This window comes from Bradyrhizobium sp. SRL28, from assembly GCF_018596315.1.
In the GTDB taxonomy this organism is placed as follows: domain Bacteria; phylum Pseudomonadota; class Alphaproteobacteria; order Rhizobiales; family Xanthobacteraceae; genus Bradyrhizobium.
Genome location: NZ_JAHEAG010000005.1, coordinates 36,135 through 53,694, shown reverse-complemented (window position 1 = coordinate 53,694; position 17,560 = coordinate 36,135). Strand labels below are relative to the sequence as shown.

The window sequence follows — 17,560 nt, the reverse complement described above, 5'->3', positions numbered from 1 at the left end:
ACTTCCAACCGCAACACCCTCCAGCAGAGAGCAAGCCGATGAAGGACGTATTCGCCAGACTGGGCGCCGATTTTTTCTCCACCATCCTGTTCATCGCGATCTATCTCGCCACCGACAACGTGCTGCTGGCGACCGGTGTCGCCATCGCCGGCGCCATCGCGCAGGTGATCTACTCGCGCGTCAAGGGCAAGGAGCTCGGCTACATGACCTGGGCGAGCCTGGCGCTCGTCATCGTGCTCGGCAGCGCCACGCTCCTGACCCACGACCCGCGCTTCGTGCTGGCGAAACCGGCGATCGGGCATTTCGCGATCGGCCTCATCATGCTCAAGCGCGGCTGGATGCTGCGCTACATGCCGCCAATCGTGACACAGACCATTCCGGAATATGTCACCTTCGCGGGCTATGCCTGGGCCGGACTGTGTTTCGTGCTCGCCGTCGGCACCATCGGTGTCGCCATGACCGGCGACATGAAGCTGTGGACGTTCTACGTGACCGTCGTACTGGTCGGCGCCAAGATTGCCGCCTTCGCAATTCAATACATCGCGTTTCGTGTTTTGGTCGGCAGCCGGCTTCGCGCTGCCGCTCAACGCGCCTGAAGAATACGCGTCAAAAGGACGCTTGAGACGGTTGGGCTTGTATGGCGAGATAGGCTATACCGCCGATCGAGTTTAGCGGATCTCGCAAGCCATTCCGGTTTGTCGGGAAGAAATGTCGGGGAGACAAAGATGGCCGTGGACGGAAACTGGAATCTCACCATGAGCACGCCGATGGGCGAGCGCAAGGCAACGCTGACCCTGTTGGCCTCCGGCGGTACGCTGACGGGCACGCAGGGCGCCGATGGCAATTCCACCGAAATCTTCGATGGCGCCATCAGCGGCGACGCCGTCAACTGGAAGGTCTCGATCACCAACCCGATGCCGTTGACCCTCGAGTTCATCGGAAAGGTCTCCGGCGACAGCATGAGCGGCGAGATGGGTATCGGCCCGATGGGCAGCTTCCCCTTCACCGGCACGCGGGCATAAGCCCGATAGCGAGGGGGCCTGGCGCGGGTCCTCGTCCACTCATCCATGCACAAGATAACTTGGCCTTCGATCGCCGCCCTCGCCTCGCTGGTGGGTGCGGCGATCGCGCAAGCGCCGGAGCCTGAACCGGCGTGGCGCAAGAGCGCGCTCGCCTTGGTGCCGGCCGGTTATGTCGGGGGCGATGCCTATCGCACCGATGAAGCCGCGATGACGGGCTATCTCGCCGTCTATCCGGCGAATGCGACCGATCCGAAATCTCCGGGAAGCGTATTCGCGCCGCGGCAGGTGCTCGTCGTCAAGCTCGCGAAAAGCGATGGTGCGCTCCGCGCATCGTCGGCCGAGCTGCAACCCCGTATTGATCCGACGCGGGGCAATCGCGACACCGCGATGACCGATCCGGATGGCGAGGAACGCCAGTTCGACAAACTGGACGCCGAACTCGCAACCGGCCGCGCGAAACTCCCTGAGGGTACCGAGCCCTGCAGTCTCGGCGCCTGGTCTTGGGATCGCGATCCCAAGGGCCTGAACGTGCGCGCCGAACCCTCGGTCAAGGCGCGCGTGCTCGGCACGCTGCCGCCGCCCTACCGGCTGAAGATGGGCGGCAGCGAAAACACGCCCGAGGGCGGCTGGCTGACCGAATTCCGCATCATCGGCTTCAAGGACGGCTGGTTCCTGATCGAGGGCGCGACGCCGCCGGGCAAGGAATACGAGGACGAGAAGAAGTATCCACGCCATGCGCCAAAGCCTTATGCCGGCCGCGGCTGGGTCGCAGCCAACAAGGTCGGCGCGAACTATGCCAACGGCGGCACCCGCATGGGTGGGCTGTTCCAGGCGCCGTTTGTCGATGCGCAGTGGATGCCGGCGCAGCGCAAGCTCGGCGGCACGCTCGATACCGACGGCGGCCCGAAACGCATCCTCGCCTGCAGCGGCCATTGGGGACTGGTGGAAAGCCATGACGGCGTGCGCGGCTGGTGGCGAAGCCTGTGCTCCAGCCAGGTGACGAATTGTAGTTGATGTGGGCGCCCGCACGGGGCTAACGAACACCGCTAGAACCAAATCTGCATCGGCAGGCCGTACTTGTCTGGCGGCGGCAATCCCACACTGCCTGCAGGTTCGCGCGCGGCAATCGCCACGGCACAGGCGTCCAGGACGTCGTCACGCTTCGCCCCGGTGCCGATCCGCGTTTTGGTGAGCCATCGGTTGATATTCCGAAACCCGCTTCGCTTGAGCAACGTCCGGCGAAGGGAATCTCCTTCCTCGGACTTCTTCGACGGCAAGGGTTCGTTTGCGTTCAACCTCAGAAACACCAGTTCGGGATGAACCTCGCGAACGTCCAGCGAGCGATGCGCACGCAGGAAAGCGTCAACCTGCATGATCTTGGGACCGAGATGCCAAAGCTGGCGTGAGACGCGCTTTTGGCCGCGCCGCGCGGATTCCCTGTTTGCTTCGTCGGGATCGCTGAAGTCTTGCCAAATCCAGCGCCGCGCCCCGGTAAACACGCGTGACGAATGCGGCCGTAACCTCTCGCGGGCAAGGAGGTCGCAGGCCCGCTCGCCGTCATCTGTCATACCGATGGGAATGTCGATCGCAGCGCGATCAAAGCCAGCGGACAGCGCATCGGTAATGTCGCAGCAGAACCTGATCTCATGAAGGTCGCCGTCAAGGAGGACGGCGACCCAGCCCTTGCTGAACCCGTCGAGGCCGAGCGCCCTCACCCCAGATTCAATTCCTTGAAGAAGTCGTTGCCCTTGTCGTCGATGATGATGAAGGCGGGGAAATCCACGACTTCGATGCGCCAGATCGCTTCCATGCCGAGTTCGGGATATTCAACCACCTCGACCTTCTTGATGCAGTGTTCGGCGAGATTTGCCGCCGCACCGCCGATCGAACCGAGATAGAAGCCGCCGTGCTTCTTGCAGGCCTCGCGCACCGCGACCGCGCGATTTCCCTTTGCCACCATCACCATCGAACCGCCGGCCGCCTGGAACTGGTCGACGAACGAGTCCATGCGCCCTGCGGTGGTCGGGCCGAACGCGCCGGAGGCGTAGCCGTCGGGCGTCTTGGCGGGACCGGCGTAATACACCGGATGGTTCTTGAAATAATCCGGCAGCGGCTCGCCCTTTTCCAGCCGCTCGCGCAATTTGGCGTGGGCGGAGTCGCGGGCCACGACCATCGTGCCGGTCATCGAGACGCGCGTCTTGATCGGATATTGTGACAGCGTTGCGAGGATTTCCTTCATCGGCTTGTTGAGATCGATCTTGACGACCTCGCCGCCGAGCGACTGCTCCACTGCCGGCAGATACTGCGCCGGATTGTGCTCGAGCTCCTCGAGATAGACGCCGTCTTTTGTAATTTTGCCTAGCACCTGCCGGTCCGCGGAGCAGGACACCCCTAACCCAATCGGTAGCGATGCGCCGTGGCGCGGCATCCGGATCACGCGCACGTCGTGGCAGAAATACTTGCCGCCGAACTGCGCGCCGACGCCGAGCGACTGCGTCATCTTGAGAATTTCCTGCTCCATCTCGAGATCGCGGAAGGCATTGCCGTCGGCCGAGCCTTGGGTCGGCAGCGCATCAAGATACCGCGCCGAAGCAAGTTTTACGGTCTTCATGCAGAGTTCAGCCGACGTGCCGCCGATGACGATGGCCAGATGATATGGCGGGCATGCCGCGGTGCCGAGCGTCAGCACCTTCTCTTTGAGGAACGCCAGCAGACGATCTTTGGTCAGCACCGAAGGCGTCGCCTGGAACAGAAAGCTCTTGTTGGCGGAACCGCCGCCCTTGGCCATGAACATGAACTTGTAGGCGTCGTCGCCCTCGGCATAGATCTCGCACTGCGCCGGCATGTTGTTGGCAGTGTTCTTTTCCTCATACATCGACAACGGCGCTACCTGCGAATAGCGCAGGTTACGGCGCAAGTAAGCGTCGCGCGCGCCTTCGGAGAGCGCGGCCTCGTCGTCGCCGTCGGTGATGACGTTGCAGCCCTTCTTGCCCATGATGATCGCGGTGCCGGTATCCTGGCACATCGGCAGCACGCCGCCGGCGGCGATGTTGGCGTTCTTCAGGAAGTCGAAGGCGACGAACTTGTCGTTGTCGCTGGCTTCCTTGTCTTCCAGGATCGAGCGCAACTGCTTCAGATGCCCCGGCCGCAGGTAGTGATTGATGTCGCCGAAGGCCGCTTCCGACAGCGCCCGCAGCGCCTCCCGCGAAACAACGAGCATGTCCTTGCCAAGCACCTTCTCGACCCGCACGCCCTCCGCCGTGATCTTCTTGTAGGGCGTGGTGTCCGCGCCCAGCGGGAACAGCGGCGTATGCTTGTAGGGCGGAACGGGCTTCTGGTCGGGAAAGGCGGTCGGGGCGTTCATGGCTGGCTCGTCTGTTCGAAAGGCCGGAGAAATCCAGGGGACTTCGGGCCGGCGATAGAGCCGTTCTAAGCACTTTTTAGATAAAGGGAAGGTTTTGCGGAGCTTCCAGACCAGCGGTTTCCGCATCGCCCATCAGGCTTGCCGATCCCGCGCGCCATGCACGATGGCAATCACCTCAATCGCGCCGGCGGCCTCATCTACCGAATAGACTATAATATAGGGCGTTTCCAACAATTCGCGCGTTCCTTCGACCAGACCTGGCCTCCCCATATGCGGAAGGCCGGCAACAGCGAGCCGATTGATGCGAAGCTGGATGCGCCGAACCAGTTCGGCGGCTGCGCCGGGGCTATCTTTGGAAATCCAGTCGAGTATCCCGTCGAGATCACGGGCGGCGGATTCGTGAACGACAATCTTCATTCACCGAGACGCCGGCGAAGCCGTTCGTTGAACTCTTCCAACGTCAATTTCCGAGCCTTCGGGTCGGCGCGCCGACGCCGGACTTCCTCGACCTGTTCATCGGTCAGCCGGTAGACGCTTTCGTTCTGCGATTCCATTAGCATCAAGACCTTGGCAGCGTCCTCTTGACGTTCGCTCGGCCAAGTTAGCACGCGATCCAGGACAGCTTTTACCTGCTCTTTCGTCATGGCGTCATCATAGCACAGTTCAGGATAGCTGTAACCCCTCGCTGACAATCAGCACGAACGAACCTCACTCCATACTACTTTGGAATGTAGACCCAAATCCTCGTTGAACCGTTCCGGGTCCTCTTCAGACAAACCGGAGATTTCCGATATTCCGTCAACCGATTGCGACTGTAATGAACTCCGCCACCACATTGCCTGAGGCAGCCCCTGTCTCGATCCGCCCCCCGCGCCTTCTCGGGCTTTATCTGCTTCTGATCATTATGGCCGCGATCGAAGCCTTCGAGGGGCTGTCGCATGCGCCGATGTTGTTCGGTGGCATGTCGGAAATTCCCGGCCCCGGCATCGGCGGCGCGATCATCAAGGCGTATATCGCTGCCCATCCCCTGCTGGCGCTGGCGGCGCTGGGGTTTGCCACCGTTGGCCGGCTGCGTTACGCGATCATGGCGCTCGGCGCGCTCGTGCTCATGACGTGGCTGAACTTCATGCCCTCGGTGGTGCGGCACGGGCTGGATTTTCGTGGTGTCTCCGCCTTCGAGACGCCTGTCCGGATCATCGCGTTTCCGCTGATGGCCGCCTGCGCCATCGCGCTTGCCGCACGCGGCCAGCGGCTGGGACTCGCCACCATGCTGGTCAGCATTCCCACGCTGTACGGCGTCTTCGCCGTGATCGCCTTCGGGATCGGCGTCATCCTCTACGGTTTCTGAGAAGCAAGTTGACTTCCGCGCGCGCCCCTTGCAGGAAATCCGCGCGCGGGTTTCAATAGCGCAAAGGGGCTTTCACAATGGCTTTGGGACCACAATTTCACCGACCGACCTTGCTTGCCGCCACGCTGGCATTGCTCGCCTCGTTCAGCGCATCGCCGGCGAGAGCCGACCGCTGCGACGATATCGCCAAGGAATTGAAGAACCAGATCGACGGCCTCAAGATCAGCGTCAGTACCGGCAACATAATCTATCTGACGCACCCGGCGGCGAAAGAGCTGTCGCTCGGCTGCCGCGGCCGCAATTATTCCAACGAACTCTACGCCAAGACCGACCGCAAGCCGAAGCCGCAATTCTTCGAACTTGTCGCCTCGGCCGGCGCCATCATTTTCACGATACCGAAGCCCGACGTTGCGACCGGCTCCTCGCGCTGCATCAAGCGCATGGGCATTCTGCGCGGCGACAAGGTTTCCATGCGCTTCCGCCGGCTCAACATGGAATGCACGCGCACCAAGACCGAGGCCTCGATCGCGGTGACCCGCGGCAAGGACGAGTAGGCCTCTTTCCCGATCCGTCGCATTCTAACGATTTCGCGAGCCGTCCGTTCACCATTGGACGGGATTGACGGCGACGGCGCGGGATTGCCGCGCGGGATTCACCAATCCTTCGCTTCACCCCGGCCAGTGTCGGAGGCAACCAAAAGGATGCTTCCGATGAATGTCTCTGGTGTCCCCGCAACGGTGGTGGTCAAACCGCCAGAAGTCCCCGTGTTCAAGGCTCCCGACAAAACCCCCGACGTCCAGAACGGCGCTGCCACGGACGGCACCCGCACGCCGAAGCCGACGCTGGTCGCTCCCCTGCCGCCGGGTCAGGGAACGCGGATCGACCAGCTGGCTTGAGCTAACCCCTCTGACCGTCGTCACCCGCCTTGTGCGCAATTGCGCACTGGGGCGGGTGACCCAGTATTCCAGAGACGCCAGCGATATCCTCGATAGGCCACAGCGTACTGGATACCCGCCTTCGCGGGTATGACAGCCCTTGGAAACTGCAACGCCGCAAGTTTGCCGAAAAACCGCGCGATCATGCTGTCACGGGGGAATGGAACCCGCGCATGATCGCAAAGCTTCTGCTGCATAATACCGTCTTCGTCATCGCGCTCGGCGCCTTGTTGTTCGCGTCAGCAGGTTCGCTGGACTGGCCGGCGGCGTGGGCGTTCCTGGTCGTCAGCGCGATCATCGGCCCCGCCTGCGGATTGTGGCTCGCGAAGATCGATCCCGCCCTGCTCGCCGAGCGCATGCGGCCGACGTTTCAGGCCAACCAGCCCGCCGCCGACAAGAAATTCATGCTGATCTTCGTCCTAGTGACGCTGATCTGGCTCGTCGCGATCGGACTGGACCGGCGCGCGCAGGCATCCGACGTTCCGCTCGTGCTGCAAGCGCTCGGGCTTGCGATGTACCTGCTCTCGACCGCCATCATCATGTGGGTGTTCCGCGAAAATTCCTTTGCCGCACCTGTTGTGAAGGTGCAGGCCGAACGCCACCATCGCGTCGTATCGAGCGGCCCGTACGCCTTTGTTCGCCATCCCATGTACAGCGGCATCATGCTGTTCTTCGTAGGCGTCCCGCTGCTGCTGGGGTCGTGGTGGGGCGTCGCGATCGCGCCGGTGTTCGCCGTCCTGTTCGCCATTCGCGCCCGCATCGAGGAGCGCGCTTTGGTCGAGGGACTGCCTGATTATGCTGACTACGCCGAGCGCGTGCGCTATCGTCTGGTGCCCGGACTTTGGTAAGAGACAACGAAGGCGGATCAGATGCCCGATAGCAAGACCTATACCGGCGGCTGCCATTGCGGCCAGGTGCGCTTCGAATGCACCACTGATCTCGCGATGGTTACCGCCTGCAACTGCTCGATCTGCACCAAGAAGGGGCTGCATTTCACCTTCCTCGACCCGAAGAGTTTCCAGCTCCGCGCCGGCGAGGAAAACCTCAAGAATACCTCTTCAACAAGCACGCGATCCACCACCAGCTCTGCGTCGATTGCGGCGTCGACGTCTTCGCGCGCGGCAAGAAGCCTGATGGCACCGACGTGGTGGCGGTGAATGTGAGTTGCATCGACGGCATCGAACTGTCGAAGCTGAAGATGACGCCGATGGATGGCAGGAGCATGTAACGGCGGAGCGGTCATTCCGGGGCGATGCGTAGCATCGAACCTCAGATGTGCAATTGCACATCGGGGAATCTCGAGATTCCGGATTCGTCGCTTCGCGATGCCCCGGAATGACGCCCTCAAGCATCCAACGCCTTGTACTTGCGGAAGATCCCCTCCTCGTTGAACGCAATCCTTCGATCGCTCGCCAGATACGACTTGATGTTCGGCCGCGCCGCAACGCGATCGCGCAGGTCGACCAGGCCCGGGATTTCCTCCTCGAAAGCCTTCATGCGTTTCGGGAAGGCGTATCGAAGTCCCTCGACGATCTGGAACAGCGACAAGTCGACGTAAGTCAGGCGGCGGCCAGTGATGTAGGTGCCGCCGTTGGCCGCCAGCAGGCCCTCGAAATAGCCGAGATATTTCGGCACGCGCGCCTTCCAGAACTCATCGGTGCGTTTTTTCGCCGGCGCCTTCTGATCCTCATAGTACAGCGAGGGCCCGAGCGGGTGATGGGTGTCGTGCACTTCCAGCACCAGATCGGCGATCGTGAGCTGCAATTGATGTACCCAGAGTTTGCCGGCCTCCGACTTTGGCGCCAACCCGTGCCGCGATCCCAGATAGAGCAGGATGTTGGCGGTCTGCCCGATCACGAGCTTTCCGTCTTTGAGGAACGGCGGCGCGAAGGGCGGCGCTCCCTTCCGCATTTCCACCATTCGGATCATCGCAGCCATGCCGTTGCCACGGCGCGCGACGTCGGCGTAGCGGGCGCCCGCCTCCTCCAGCGCGAGGCGGATATATTCGCCGCGGCCTTGAATCATCGGCCAGTAGTAGAGTTCGTAACGCATCGATGGCACCTCCGCTGCCGGTTTGACAGGCCTAACAAATCACCTCCCGGTTGGTTCGTCACGCCAAACGCAGCATCCGCGCGACCGCGGCGGCACAGAACGCGCCGCACAGATCTCCACAGTCGAAATCTGTCCGAATGCGAGGGAGCGTGTTACGCTACTCGCGTTTCAGGCGTCGATTTTCTCAAGCACCAGGAGAATGGGATGGCGGACAACAAGAAGAAGCGCGGCGGGGCGGATCGTGGGCTGATCGCATTGAGCGAGCCTTATGAGGTCGCTTATTGGTCGAAGAAGTTCAAGATCACGCCGGCCAAACTGAAGTCCGCCGTCAAGAAAGCGGGACGCTCCGCGAAGAACGTCGAAGCCTACATCAAGCTGCAGAAGCACAAGGCAGCCGACAGGGCACGGATCGCGGTGAGCCAGCCTTACGAGGTCGGCTACTGGTCGAAGAAATTCAAGGTCACGCCGGCCAGATTGAAGGCCGCCGTTGCCGCCGTCGGGCATTCGTCGAAGGCAGTCGGCGCCCATCTCGCCAAGGGCAAGGCTTCGAAGAAGGCGAAGAGCGCCAGCAAGGCTCCCAGGAAAACGACAAAGAAGCGCGCAAAGAAAAAGGCCGCCTAGCGGGCGACCTTTCGCGCAAGCCGCGGCTTGCGAGGTTCGTAGCCCGGATGAAGCGAAGCGCAATCCGGGAACGCATGCAGGAGAACCCGGGTTTCGCGGAGCCTGTCATCGGGCGCGCATTCGCGAGACCCGGTGGCTTCACCCGGGCTACGGCTTGAACTCAATTCGCCGCGAAGCAATACATCAGCCCGTCGCCGCCGGTGCTCTTCAGATCGGCCTGCGAGCAGCCGCCATCCGGGCCGCGCGAGGGATGCGACGTGTTCCAGGACTTTGACGCATCATCGTCGCGCAGACCCTTGCGGTCGAAATGACCGACCATCGCGGCGCCTTGCGTGCTGCTCGTCCAGTTCTTGCAGGTGCGGTCTTCGCCGGCCGCAAACGCAGTACCGTCCGCCTGCGATCCCGTCAGCACATCGTGGCGGTTCGGCGAGTCGCCGGCACCGCTGATGACCTCGCCCTTTTCGGAGAGCGCGGTCTGCTTGGTGAGGTTGTTGCTGGCGCTGTGGAGATCGGCGACATCCTTGGCGACCGCGACGCCCTTGGAGTTCTTCCACGGCCCCTTGCCGATGCGATCGCGCGCATTGACGGCAGGCTGACCGTCGGCGGCCTGCGTCGAGAGGTAGGCGCGCCAGGTCTTGCCGCCCGCTCCGGCTGCCTGCGCCAATGTCTGGCAGTGATTGTCGGCGCCGGCGAGCCCGCCGAGATTGCCGCCATTGCCGATGCCGTTGCTGGTCAGGAAGAAACTGGTATCGGCCGATTGCGCCTGCGCGGGCGTGCCGGCGAAAGCTGATATGGCTGCAGCGGCGAAGCATGCCGGCAAAATGATTCGAGTGAAGCTGTTCATCGAAGTCCTCCCTTTTGTTTTTATGGGTCGTTTGTCATCAACCCACCCCGGCAAACATTATTCCGGTGCAGGATGAAGAACGCACGCCGCGTTCGAAACAACCGGATCGTGCCGAAGACAAAGGGCAGGCAAAGAACGAGACAAAGAAAAAGACGCTGCGGAACAAGCCGCAGCGCCTCTGTCGTCTTTGTGTGGGCGATCAGCTGGTCTGCTGGATCGCCGAGAGTTCCCAATCGGCGCCGCGCCGGCGGGCGAAGGTCCAGACTTCGGTCGCTTCGATCGGCGTTTCGCTGCCCGAGACCAGGCGGCCGGTGGTGCGCTCCAGGGTCTTGTCGACCAGCGAGAACCGCATCGCCACGCTGGCGAAATCGGTTTCGCTTTCGCGCCAGGCTTCGGCGAGGTCGCCCTGCAGCAGCTTGACGCCGGTCACCTTGTTGACGTCGTTGCGGGCCTTATTCTCCTCGAGATCCTTGGAGAAGTAGGACACCATCTCGGGCGTCGCCAGCGTATGCAGTTTGGCGACGTCCTCGTTCGACCATGCGGCCTGGACCTCACCGAGCAGACGCTCGAAGGCTTCATAGTCAGCCGGCTGGATTTCCAGCGCCGGTTGGTTCGATCCCAGCCCAAAGCCACTCAGGCCGGAGCGGAAGCTGGTCTGGGCGCCAGGGCCTTCGGCGGCAGGAGCAGGTCCCGTCGCGTAGGCGGAGGCCGGTGTATGGCGGCGCTGCCACCACGACATCGCCAGCCGCACCACCAGGATGATCAGGCCAACCTGCAGCAGCAGGCCGATAATCGACGACAGGCCACCGAGGCCGGAGAACAACCCGCCGCCGGACAGCAGGCCGAACAAGCCGGCGCCAAGGAAGCCCATGGCGAGACCGCCGAGCATGCCCCCCATCATTCCGGGCCGGTTGAAGAAGCCGCCCTTGGCGGCCGCGCCGGCAGCCGCCGGTGCGCCCACGCCGGGGGTGCCGGGCTGGGTAAAGGTACGGTTCATGGGCTGCGCCGCGCCGGGCGCTGTGGTCGTGCTCGGGGGCGCCGAGTAGGTTTTCGATCCCCGCGAACCGGAACTGCCGCCGCCGCCAACGCGGGCGTCGGCCGCCGAGATCGTGATCGCCACCGGAAGCGCCACGGACAGGACAACGGCCAGTGTCCGAATAATTCCGCGCGTGCCTTGCGAGAAATTCATGTGTTTTTCCTCAGTCCCCAGGATGGGGAAGCGCCCCTAAGATGGGCACAGTTGCTTAAAAGTGAAGCCACTATCGGGAACCGGAACTGCGGCCCTCAGTCGCGGGGATGTGACGATTTGGCAGGGGGTTAGCAGCAATTATGAGGTTTGACGGGCATCCTCACCCGCCCCGGCAGAACATCTGCCGTCCCACAGGCGCTAGGCACGACAAGGTCCGGCGCAGCGCGCCGAAATGGTTCCGTGCGCCGGTAGACCGGGTGGAGGTTGTGGTGGAGCAACCGTCATGCCGCCGCAAGCCTGGACATTGCCTGCCCGGCCGAGCTCACGACGCCGTCATGGTCTCCTTCACCTTCTCGACCAGCGCGCTGAGCGCGAACGGTTTCGGCAGGAAGGCGAATTGCTCGTTCTCCGGCAGGCTCTTGTCGAAGGCCTCTTCGGCGTAGCCGGAGACGAAGATGATCTTGAGATTCGGATTGCGCTTGCGCATTTCGCGCAGCAGCGTCGGGCCGTCCATTTCCGGCATCACGACGTCGGAGACGACAAGATCGACCGCGCCGTCCTTTTCGTCGAGCGCCTCCATCGCCTCGATGCCGTTGGAAGCCTCGATCACGCTGTAGCCGCGCGAACGAAGGCCGCGCGCATTCAGGGAACGCAGGCCATCCTCGTCTTCCACCAGCAGGATGGTGCCCTGCCCGGTCAGGTCGGGCCGCGGCTTCGGCGGCTCGGTTGCCGCGTCCTTTGCTGCGCCATTCGCTCCCTGCGCTTCGGGCTGGGCATCCAGTTCGGGACGATGCCGCGGCAGGAAGATGCGGAACGACGTGCCTTCACCGGGTGTGGAGTCGACATAGACAAAGCCGCCGGTCTGCTTGACGATGCCGTACACCGTGGAGAGACCAAGCCCGGTGCCCTTGCCGACCTCCTTGGTCGAGAAGAACGGCTCGAAGATCTTGTCGACGATGTCGGCCGGGATTCCGGTGCCGGTATCGGAAATGTCGATCCGCACGTAGTCGGCGGCCGGCATGCCCTTGTGAGTGAGCTGGGCGGCTTCATCCACCGTCACATTGGCGGTTCTCACCGTCAGCTTGCCGCCATCGGGCATGGCGTCGCGCGCGTTGACCGCGAGATTGACGACCACCTGTTCGAACTGCGAGACGTCGACCTTGACCGGCCAGAGGTCGCGACCGTGCACGAGGTCGAGCTTGACCTTCTCGCCGATCAGGCGCCGCAGCAGCATGGTGAGATCGGAAAGCGCATCGCCGAGGTCGAGCACCTGCGGCCGCAGCGTCTGGCGGCGCGAGAACGCGAGCAGTTGCCGCACCAGCGTCGCCGCGCGGGTGGCGTTCTGCTTGATCTGCATGATGTCCTGGAACGACGGATCGGTCGGCTTGTGCGCGTTCAGCAGGAAGTCGTTCGCCATCATGATGGCGGACAGCACGTTGTTGAAGTCGTGCGCGATGCCGCCGGCGAGCTGGCCGACCATGTCCATCTTCTGCGACTGGTTGATCTGGTTTTCCAGCGTGCGCCGCTCGGTGGTCTCCAGCAGATAGACGATGGCGGCCTCGGTGTCGCGCTCGTCCTCCTCGACCGCGGTGACGAAGAACTGCCCCCAGCGCTCCTTGGCGCCGTCGAGCATGGCCTCGACCGGCGCGATGTCGCCCTGTCCTTCCGCCGCCTGGTTGATCGCCGCGATCAGAAGGCTGCGGTCGCGCGCATTCACGGTGCGGAAGATCGACTTGTTGGCCGCGCCGTCCGGGCTGAGGCTCTGCGCCAGCTTGGCGAAACGGGCGTTGGCGCGGACAACAGCTCCGCTGCGGTCCACCGTCGCAATCGCCATCGGCGTATGGTCGAAGAATCGCATGAAGCGGACTTCGGCGGCGCGTTCGGGGTCGGAATGCTCGTCGCGCGCGCGGCTGATCACCAGCGTGCGCGACGAACCCGGCGCGCCGTCGGCGCCGAAGGCGAGCTTGTGATAGAGCCGCACCGGCATGGTCTTGCCGCCGCGCATGCGCAGGTCGATGTCGAACACCTCGGTCTTGACCTCGCCGGGCACCGCCACGATCGAGGTCAACAGCGCAGCGCCATCGCCGGAGACGATATCGGTGAGCTTCAGCCCGCCCGAACCGATCTCGGCGAGATCGTAATCGAGCCAGTTCGCCAGCGTGGCGTTGACATAGATGACGTCGCCGGCCGGACTGACCGAGAAGAAGCCACATGGCGCGTGGTCGAGATATTCGATCGCGTGCTGCAGTTCCCGGAACACATCTTCCTGGCGCTCGCGATCCCGCGTGATGTCGGCGATCGACCACACCGCGTATTTTGCTTCGCGCTTGCTCTGGCCGAGCGGACGAACCCGCATCCGCAACCAGCGTCCCGGTGCACCGTCAGAGCCGGCGATGCGGACCTCCTCCTGCTGCCGCTTGCCTTCGCGGGCGGCCTTGAGCAGGCGGAACACGGCTTCGGAGACGTCCGGGTTGCCGATGAAGACGCGTTCGATGGGGCGCACGTCCTGCGGGCTCGCAGCGCCCGTCAGCGCCAGATAGGCGGCGTTCGAATAGACGACATGGCCCTTCGGGTCGGTCACGGCCAAGCCGTCATGGGCTTGATCGGCGATGCGGCCCATTACGGGGTCGTCGGCGCTGCGGTCGGTGAAGCGAATGATACCGGCGGCAAAAGCGAACAGATTGAACAGGCCGACCATGGCGAGCAGCGCCAGCACGCCGAGGATATAGGGCTGGGCCTGCGCGCGACCGATGGTCATCAGCGCCACCGCCACGGCCACGATGCCGGCCGCCACCAGCAGCACCAGCACGATGCTACCGCCCCGCCGCGCCGGTTCGTGGGCCGAAAAGGGCTCGGTCGGCGAATGGCTGTCAGTTTCGACGGTCATATGAAGCGGTGTTGCCCTTCGACGAGGGAGGTCACGCGCCGGTCGGGATCGGCCGGCCGCGGGTAACCCCGCGTTCGGCTGGCGCGCCCCTCCTGAGTGCCTGAATCGGCCCCGCAAGCGCAAGCCCATCAGGCGGCTATTTGACAGATTGAAGGCATTTCAAGGGGATTTCCAGCGGTTCCTTTCACATTCTCCGGGCGCCAAGCCCGCTCTTCAGGTTCATGACGTAGCCGATGATCTCGGCGACCGCGTGATAGTGCTCGACCGGTATCTCCTCATCGACATCGACGGTGGCATAAAGCGCGCGCGCCAGCGGCACGTTCTCGACGATCGGAATGTCGTGCTTTTTGGCGATTTCCCTGATCTTGAACGCAACGTTGTCGACGCCCTTGGCGACGCAGATCGGCGCCGACATGCCGCGATCATAGGACAGCGCTATGGAATAGTGAGTCGGGTTGGTGATGATCACGCTGGCGTTGGGTACAGCGGCCATCATGCGCTTCTTCATCCGCTGCTGGCGCAACTGCCGGATCTTGCCCTTGATGTGGGGGTCGCCTTCGGACTGCTTGAACTCGTCCTTGATCTCCTGCAGCGACATCTTCTGGCGTTCGAACCACTGCCGGTACTGGAAGAAGTAGTCCGCGATTGCGACCGCGGCCAGCATCGCCACCACGGCGCCCATCAACTGCAATGTCAGATTGGTGGTGACGCCGAGGATTGCCGAAGGATCGAACCGCAGGAACGATTCGAGCCGGTCCCGCTCGGGCCACAGCACCGCCATCATAACGGCGCCGAGCGCGATCAGCTTGAACAGGCCCTTGACGAAATTCGCTATCGCCTGCTTGCCGAAGATGCGTTTCAGTCCGGCGCCGGGCGATACCTTGCTGAATTTCGGTGTCAGCGATTCCGACGACCATACCAGCCGGTGCTGGATCATGTTGCCGGCGACCGCGGCGAGCATGAGCATCAACAGCGGTACGCCGATGGCGCCGAGCACGGCATAGCCCAATGTGTTGCTGAGCGCGAGCAGCGCCGCGCCGTCGGCTCGAAGCTGGCCGGCATTGGCGATCAGGTTGCGCAACGGCGTCAGGATGCCGCCGCCGATCGATCCCGCGAAGGTCGATAATATCAGCGTGGCGCCCGCGATGATGAACCAGGTGTTGACCTCCTGGCTCTTGACGACGTCCCCCTTGGCAAGCGCATCGTCGAGACGTTTTTGCGTAGGGTCTTCTGTTTTGTCGTCTGAATCGTCGGCCATCGCGGCGTCCTAGCATTTTGTTTGAGCATGATCTCCGCGCAAACGCGTTCCGCGTTTGCCCGGAGATCATGCTCTATTTCAGCGGCGTCAGCTCGTGCATCACGCCGATGAAGTAGTTGAGATAGGTCGCCATCATTCCGGTGAGGACGAGGGCGAGGATCAGAAAGCCTGCCATGATCGACAACGGCACGCCGACGAAATAGACCTGCATCGCCGGCATCAGCCGCGCCAGCACGCCAAGGCCGATATTGAAGACGATGCCGAACACCAGAAATGGCGCCGAAAGCTGCATGCCGATCTTGAAGGCCGTGGCAAACGCACGCGTAGCGAGCGCCGCGACGTCGCCGCTCGGCGGCAATTCGCCCGGCGAGAAAATCCGGTAGCTCTCGTTCAGCGCCGATATGACCAGGTGATGGCTGTCGGTGGCAAACAGCAGCGTCATGCCCAAGATGGTGAGGAAGTTGCCGATCAAGAGACCCTGTTGCCCCTGGGTCGGGTCGACGGCGGTGACGAAGCCGAGGCCGAGCTGCTGGGCGATCACCGAACCTGCCACCGCCAGCGCCGACAGCGTGACGCGCGCGGTGGCGCCGAGCACGATGCCGATGACGATCTCGTGCACCATCAGCACGCCCAGCGAGCTCATCGAGTTGAGGTCGACCTGATAGGCGGCGCGGTGCAGCGGCAGGATGATCAGCGTCAGCAGCAGCGCGATTCCAAGCTTGATGCGCACCGGGATGTTGCTCTCGCCGAACCCCGGCATCAACATCACCATGGCGCCCACGCGGGCGAACACCAGCATGAATGTGGCGGCAAGGGCCGGCAGCAGGGATATGTCGACGCGCATTCATCTACAATGCATCAACCGCCTATGATTCGCGACGATATCCGCATCATGTAACCGTGCAGCGAATCCGCCATGAACGGCAGCGCCAGCAATAATGTCACGAAGATCGCGAGAATCTTCGGCACGAAGATCAGCGTTTGTTCCTGGATCTGGGTCAGCGCCTGGAACAGCGACACCACGACGCCGACCACAAGGCCGATCACCATCAAGGGCGACGACACCACCACGATGGTCCAGATCGCATCGCGCGCCACGTCGAGGGTTTCAGCACCGGTCATAGTTGACTTCCTTAATCTAGCCCGCGCTCTCCCCACCGTCATTGCGACGAGCGTCAGCGACGAAGCAATCCATTCTTTTTGCGGGCGATGGATTGCTTCGCTGCGCTCGCAATGACGAACGATGGAGTCCGAACGTCCCAATAGACGTCAGATCGGCATCTTCATGATGTCTTCGTAGGACTGGATCACCCGGTCGCGCACCGACACCAGCGTCGAGACCGCGACGTCGGTCTCCGCGACCGCGGTCACCACGTCCATGACGTTGGCCTTGCCCGAACTCATCGCCATGGTCTGGGCGTCGGATTTCTTGCCGGCATCCAGCACGCTTCCCACCGCGTCCTTGAGCAGCGCGCTGAAGGACGGGCCGCCGGTGGATGAGCCGCTTTTCTCGGCGCCACCGGTTTCCATGATGCGCGAAAGCGCGGCGTAGGCGTTTGCTGCAACGGTCGGTGAAGCCATTTTCTATGGTTCCTGTTCAGGCCTTGAGGATGTCGAGCGTGCGTTGAATCATGCGGCGCGTGGCGCTGATGATGTTGAGGTTGGCTTCATAGGACCGCTGCGCCTCGCGCATGTCGGTCATTTCGACCAGCGGATTGACGTTCGGATATTTGACGTTGCCCGCGGCATCGGCCGCCGGATTGCTCGGCTCGTGCTTGACGCGAAACGCCGACTGGTCGGTCCGGACCTTGCCGAGTGTCACCACCCGGGCGTCCAACGTGCGGTCGAGCGCGGACGAAAATGTCGGCACCTTGCGGCGATACGGGTTGCCGCCCGCGGTCGGCGCGGTGGAGTCCGCATTGGCGATGTTTTCCGAGATCACCCGCATACGCCCTGCCTGCGCGCGCAGGCCTGACGTCGCGATGCTCATCGAGCGGGCAAAATCGCTTCCGTCGTCTGCCATGATCCGGCTCCCTTACG

21 protein-coding genes and 1 pseudogene are annotated in these 17,560 nt (G+C 62.9%); 9 read left to right on the top strand and 13 right to left on the bottom strand.

What is annotated here, in order from left to right:
• Positions 1-38 precede the first annotated feature (38 nt).
• The 3 genes from KIP88_RS13935 (at position 39) to KIP88_RS13925 (ending at position 2,036) form a co-directional block, all read left to right on the top strand.
• Positions 39-596 carry an inner membrane-spanning protein YciB gene (locus KIP88_RS13935; RefSeq protein WP_214488492.1) on the top strand — a complete coding sequence of 186 codons (558 nt, stop codon included), beginning with the start codon at positions 39-41 and terminating at the stop codon, positions 594-596.
• A 129-nt stretch (positions 597-725) separates the two neighbouring features.
• Complete coding sequence (locus KIP88_RS13930) at positions 726-1,022, top strand: hypothetical protein (RefSeq protein WP_025588796.1); 297 nt, start codon at positions 726-728, stop codon at positions 1,020-1,022.
• Positions 1,023-1,067: 45 nt separating this feature from the next.
• Positions 1,068-2,036 (top strand): SH3 domain-containing protein, encoded by a 969-nt coding sequence (locus KIP88_RS13925; RefSeq protein WP_214488490.1) that lies wholly within the window; start codon positions 1,068-1,070, stop codon positions 2,034-2,036.
• A gap of 32 nt (positions 2,037-2,068) precedes the next feature.
• Here the strand turns inward: KIP88_RS13925 and KIP88_RS13920 are convergent, their stop codons facing one another.
• From KIP88_RS13920 to KIP88_RS13905, 4 genes are all read right to left on the bottom strand, one after another.
• A complete protein-coding gene (locus KIP88_RS13920) occupies positions 2,069-2,737 on the bottom strand; it encodes a DUF429 domain-containing protein (RefSeq protein ID WP_214488489.1) in 669 nt (222 codons plus the stop codon).
• The gene (locus KIP88_RS13915) at positions 2,734-4,386 is read right to left on the bottom strand and encodes a fumarate hydratase (protein ID WP_214488488.1); all 1,653 of its coding nucleotides are present in this window, start codon (positions 4,384-4,386) and stop codon (positions 2,734-2,736) included. Before KIP88_RS13915 ends, KIP88_RS13920 begins: the two co-directional genes overlap by 4 nt.
• Before the next feature lie 132 nt (positions 4,387-4,518).
• The gene (locus KIP88_RS13910) at positions 4,519-4,803 is read right to left on the bottom strand and encodes a type II toxin-antitoxin system RelE/ParE family toxin (RefSeq protein ID WP_214488487.1); all 285 of its coding nucleotides are present in this window, start codon (positions 4,801-4,803) and stop codon (positions 4,519-4,521) included.
• A complete protein-coding gene (locus KIP88_RS13905) occupies positions 4,800-5,030 on the bottom strand; it encodes a hypothetical protein (RefSeq protein ID WP_214488486.1) in 231 nt (76 codons plus the stop codon). The genes KIP88_RS13910 and KIP88_RS13905 overlap by 4 nt, the downstream gene beginning before the upstream one ends.
• A 173-nt stretch (positions 5,031-5,203) precedes the next feature.
• On the opposite strand from KIP88_RS13905, the gene KIP88_RS13900 reads away from it, so the two are divergent.
• The 5 genes and pseudogenes from KIP88_RS13900 (at position 5,204) to KIP88_RS13880 (ending at position 7,897) form a co-directional block, all read left to right on the top strand.
• Positions 5,204-5,734, top strand: coding sequence for a hypothetical protein (locus tag KIP88_RS13900; RefSeq protein ID WP_214488485.1), 531 nt, complete (start codon positions 5,204-5,206; stop codon positions 5,732-5,734).
• A gap of 77 nt (positions 5,735-5,811) precedes the next feature.
• On the top strand, positions 5,812-6,288 hold the full coding sequence (locus KIP88_RS13895; protein WP_214488484.1) for a hypothetical protein: 477 nt from the start codon (positions 5,812-5,814) through the stop codon (positions 6,286-6,288).
• 156 nt (positions 6,289-6,444) lie between these two features.
• Complete coding sequence (locus KIP88_RS13890) at positions 6,445-6,630, top strand: hypothetical protein (RefSeq protein ID WP_214488483.1); 186 nt, start codon at positions 6,445-6,447, stop codon at positions 6,628-6,630.
• A 212-nt stretch (positions 6,631-6,842) separates the two neighbouring features.
• Positions 6,843-7,517, top strand: a complete 675-nt coding sequence (locus KIP88_RS13885) for an isoprenylcysteine carboxylmethyltransferase family protein (protein ID WP_214488482.1) — start codon at positions 6,843-6,845, stop codon at positions 7,515-7,517.
• Positions 7,518-7,538: 21 nt separating this feature from the next.
• Positions 7,539-7,897: pseudogene (locus KIP88_RS13880) on the top strand (GFA family protein).
• A 116-nt stretch (positions 7,898-8,013) separates the two neighbouring features.
• Here KIP88_RS13880 and KIP88_RS13875 read toward each other — a convergent pair.
• The gene (locus KIP88_RS13875; RefSeq protein WP_214488481.1) at positions 8,014-8,721 is read right to left on the bottom strand and encodes a glutathione S-transferase; all 708 of its coding nucleotides are present in this window, start codon (positions 8,719-8,721) and stop codon (positions 8,014-8,016) included.
• Between the two features lie 204 nt (positions 8,722-8,925).
• On the opposite strand from KIP88_RS13875, the gene KIP88_RS13870 reads away from it, so the two are divergent.
• Positions 8,926-9,342, top strand: a complete 417-nt coding sequence (locus KIP88_RS13870; RefSeq protein ID WP_214488480.1) for a DUF3606 domain-containing protein — start codon at positions 8,926-8,928, stop codon at positions 9,340-9,342.
• Positions 9,343-9,502: 160 nt separating this feature from the next.
• Here the strand turns inward: KIP88_RS13870 and KIP88_RS13865 are convergent, their stop codons facing one another.
• From KIP88_RS13865 to flgC, 8 genes are all read right to left on the bottom strand, one after another.
• Positions 9,503-10,186: a lectin gene (locus tag KIP88_RS13865; protein ID WP_214488479.1), complete on the bottom strand. Its 684-nt coding sequence runs from the start codon at positions 10,184-10,186 to the stop codon at positions 9,503-9,505.
• Positions 10,187-10,385: 199 nt separating this feature from the next.
• On the bottom strand, positions 10,386-11,375 hold the full coding sequence (locus KIP88_RS13860) for a Tim44-like domain-containing protein (RefSeq protein ID WP_214488478.1): 990 nt from the start codon (positions 11,373-11,375) through the stop codon (positions 10,386-10,388).
• Positions 11,376-11,697: 322 nt separating this feature from the next.
• Positions 11,698-14,262, bottom strand: a complete 2,565-nt coding sequence (gene cckA, locus KIP88_RS13855) for a cell cycle histidine kinase CckA (RefSeq protein ID WP_214488477.1) — start codon at positions 14,260-14,262, stop codon at positions 11,698-11,700.
• A 184-nt stretch (positions 14,263-14,446) separates the two neighbouring features.
• Complete coding sequence (gene flhB / locus KIP88_RS13850) at positions 14,447-15,520, bottom strand: flagellar biosynthesis protein FlhB (protein ID WP_214488476.1); 1,074 nt, start codon at positions 15,518-15,520, stop codon at positions 14,447-14,449.
• A 73-nt stretch (positions 15,521-15,593) separates the two neighbouring features.
• On the bottom strand, positions 15,594-16,364 hold the full coding sequence (fliR, locus tag KIP88_RS13845) for a flagellar biosynthetic protein FliR (protein ID WP_214488475.1): 771 nt from the start codon (positions 16,362-16,364) through the stop codon (positions 15,594-15,596).
• A 14-nt stretch (positions 16,365-16,378) separates the two neighbouring features.
• Entirely contained in the window at positions 16,379-16,642 is a 264-nt protein-coding gene (fliQ, locus tag KIP88_RS13840) for a flagellar biosynthesis protein FliQ (protein WP_161855737.1), read from the bottom strand.
• A 147-nt stretch (positions 16,643-16,789) separates the two neighbouring features.
• A complete protein-coding gene (fliE, locus tag KIP88_RS13835; protein WP_214488474.1) occupies positions 16,790-17,101 on the bottom strand; it encodes a flagellar hook-basal body complex protein FliE in 312 nt (103 codons plus the stop codon).
• Positions 17,102-17,117: 16 nt separating this feature from the next.
• The gene (gene flgC / locus KIP88_RS13830) at positions 17,118-17,543 is read right to left on the bottom strand and encodes a flagellar basal body rod protein FlgC (RefSeq protein WP_214488473.1); all 426 of its coding nucleotides are present in this window, start codon (positions 17,541-17,543) and stop codon (positions 17,118-17,120) included.
• Between the last annotated feature and the right edge of the window lie 17 nt (positions 17,544-17,560).

What these genes read in the sequence shown, in the direction of transcription:
- KIP88_RS13935 (WP_214488492.1), top strand. Translation starts at nt 39, where the DNA reads ATGAAGGACGTATTCGCCAGACTGGGCGCCGATTTTTTCTCCACCATC.
- KIP88_RS13930 (WP_025588796.1), top strand. Translation starts at nt 726, where the DNA reads ATGGCCGTGGACGGAAACTGGAATCTCACCATGAGCACGCCGATGGGC.
- KIP88_RS13925 (WP_214488490.1), top strand. Translation starts at nt 1,068, where the DNA reads ATGCACAAGATAACTTGGCCTTCGATCGCCGCCCTCGCCTCGCTGGTG.
- KIP88_RS13915 (WP_214488488.1), bottom strand. Translation starts at nt 4,386, where the DNA reads ATGAACGCCCCGACCGCCTTTCCCGACCAGAAGCCCGTTCCGCCCTAC.
- KIP88_RS13910 (WP_214488487.1), bottom strand. Translation starts at nt 4,803, where the DNA reads ATGAAGATTGTCGTTCACGAATCCGCCGCCCGTGATCTCGACGGGATA.
- KIP88_RS13905 (WP_214488486.1), bottom strand. Translation starts at nt 5,030, where the DNA reads ATGACGAAAGAGCAGGTAAAAGCTGTCCTGGATCGCGTGCTAACTTGG.
- KIP88_RS13900 (WP_214488485.1), top strand. Translation starts at nt 5,204, where the DNA reads ATGAACTCCGCCACCACATTGCCTGAGGCAGCCCCTGTCTCGATCCGC.
- KIP88_RS13895 (WP_214488484.1), top strand. Translation starts at nt 5,812, where the DNA reads ATGGCTTTGGGACCACAATTTCACCGACCGACCTTGCTTGCCGCCACG.
- KIP88_RS13890 (WP_214488483.1), top strand. Translation starts at nt 6,445, where the DNA reads ATGAATGTCTCTGGTGTCCCCGCAACGGTGGTGGTCAAACCGCCAGAA.
- KIP88_RS13885 (WP_214488482.1), top strand. Translation starts at nt 6,843, where the DNA reads ATGATCGCAAAGCTTCTGCTGCATAATACCGTCTTCGTCATCGCGCTC.
- KIP88_RS13875 (WP_214488481.1), bottom strand. Translation starts at nt 8,721, where the DNA reads ATGCGTTACGAACTCTACTACTGGCCGATGATTCAAGGCCGCGGCGAA.
- KIP88_RS13870 (WP_214488480.1), top strand. Translation starts at nt 8,926, where the DNA reads ATGGCGGACAACAAGAAGAAGCGCGGCGGGGCGGATCGTGGGCTGATC.
- KIP88_RS13865 (WP_214488479.1), bottom strand. Translation starts at nt 10,186, where the DNA reads ATGAACAGCTTCACTCGAATCATTTTGCCGGCATGCTTCGCCGCTGCA.
- KIP88_RS13860 (WP_214488478.1), bottom strand. Translation starts at nt 11,375, where the DNA reads ATGAATTTCTCGCAAGGCACGCGCGGAATTATTCGGACACTGGCCGTT.
- cckA (WP_214488477.1), bottom strand. Translation starts at nt 14,262, where the DNA reads ATGACCGTCGAAACTGACAGCCATTCGCCGACCGAGCCCTTTTCGGCC.
- flhB (WP_214488476.1), bottom strand. Translation starts at nt 15,520, where the DNA reads ATGGCCGACGATTCAGACGACAAAACAGAAGACCCTACGCAAAAACGT.
- fliR (WP_214488475.1), bottom strand. Translation starts at nt 16,364, where the DNA reads ATGCGCGTCGACATATCCCTGCTGCCGGCCCTTGCCGCCACATTCATG.
- fliQ (WP_161855737.1), bottom strand. Translation starts at nt 16,642, where the DNA reads ATGACCGGTGCTGAAACCCTCGACGTGGCGCGCGATGCGATCTGGACC.
- fliE (WP_214488474.1), bottom strand. Translation starts at nt 17,101, where the DNA reads ATGGCTTCACCGACCGTTGCAGCAAACGCCTACGCCGCGCTTTCGCGC.
- flgC (WP_214488473.1), bottom strand. Translation starts at nt 17,543, where the DNA reads ATGGCAGACGACGGAAGCGATTTTGCCCGCTCGATGAGCATCGCGACG.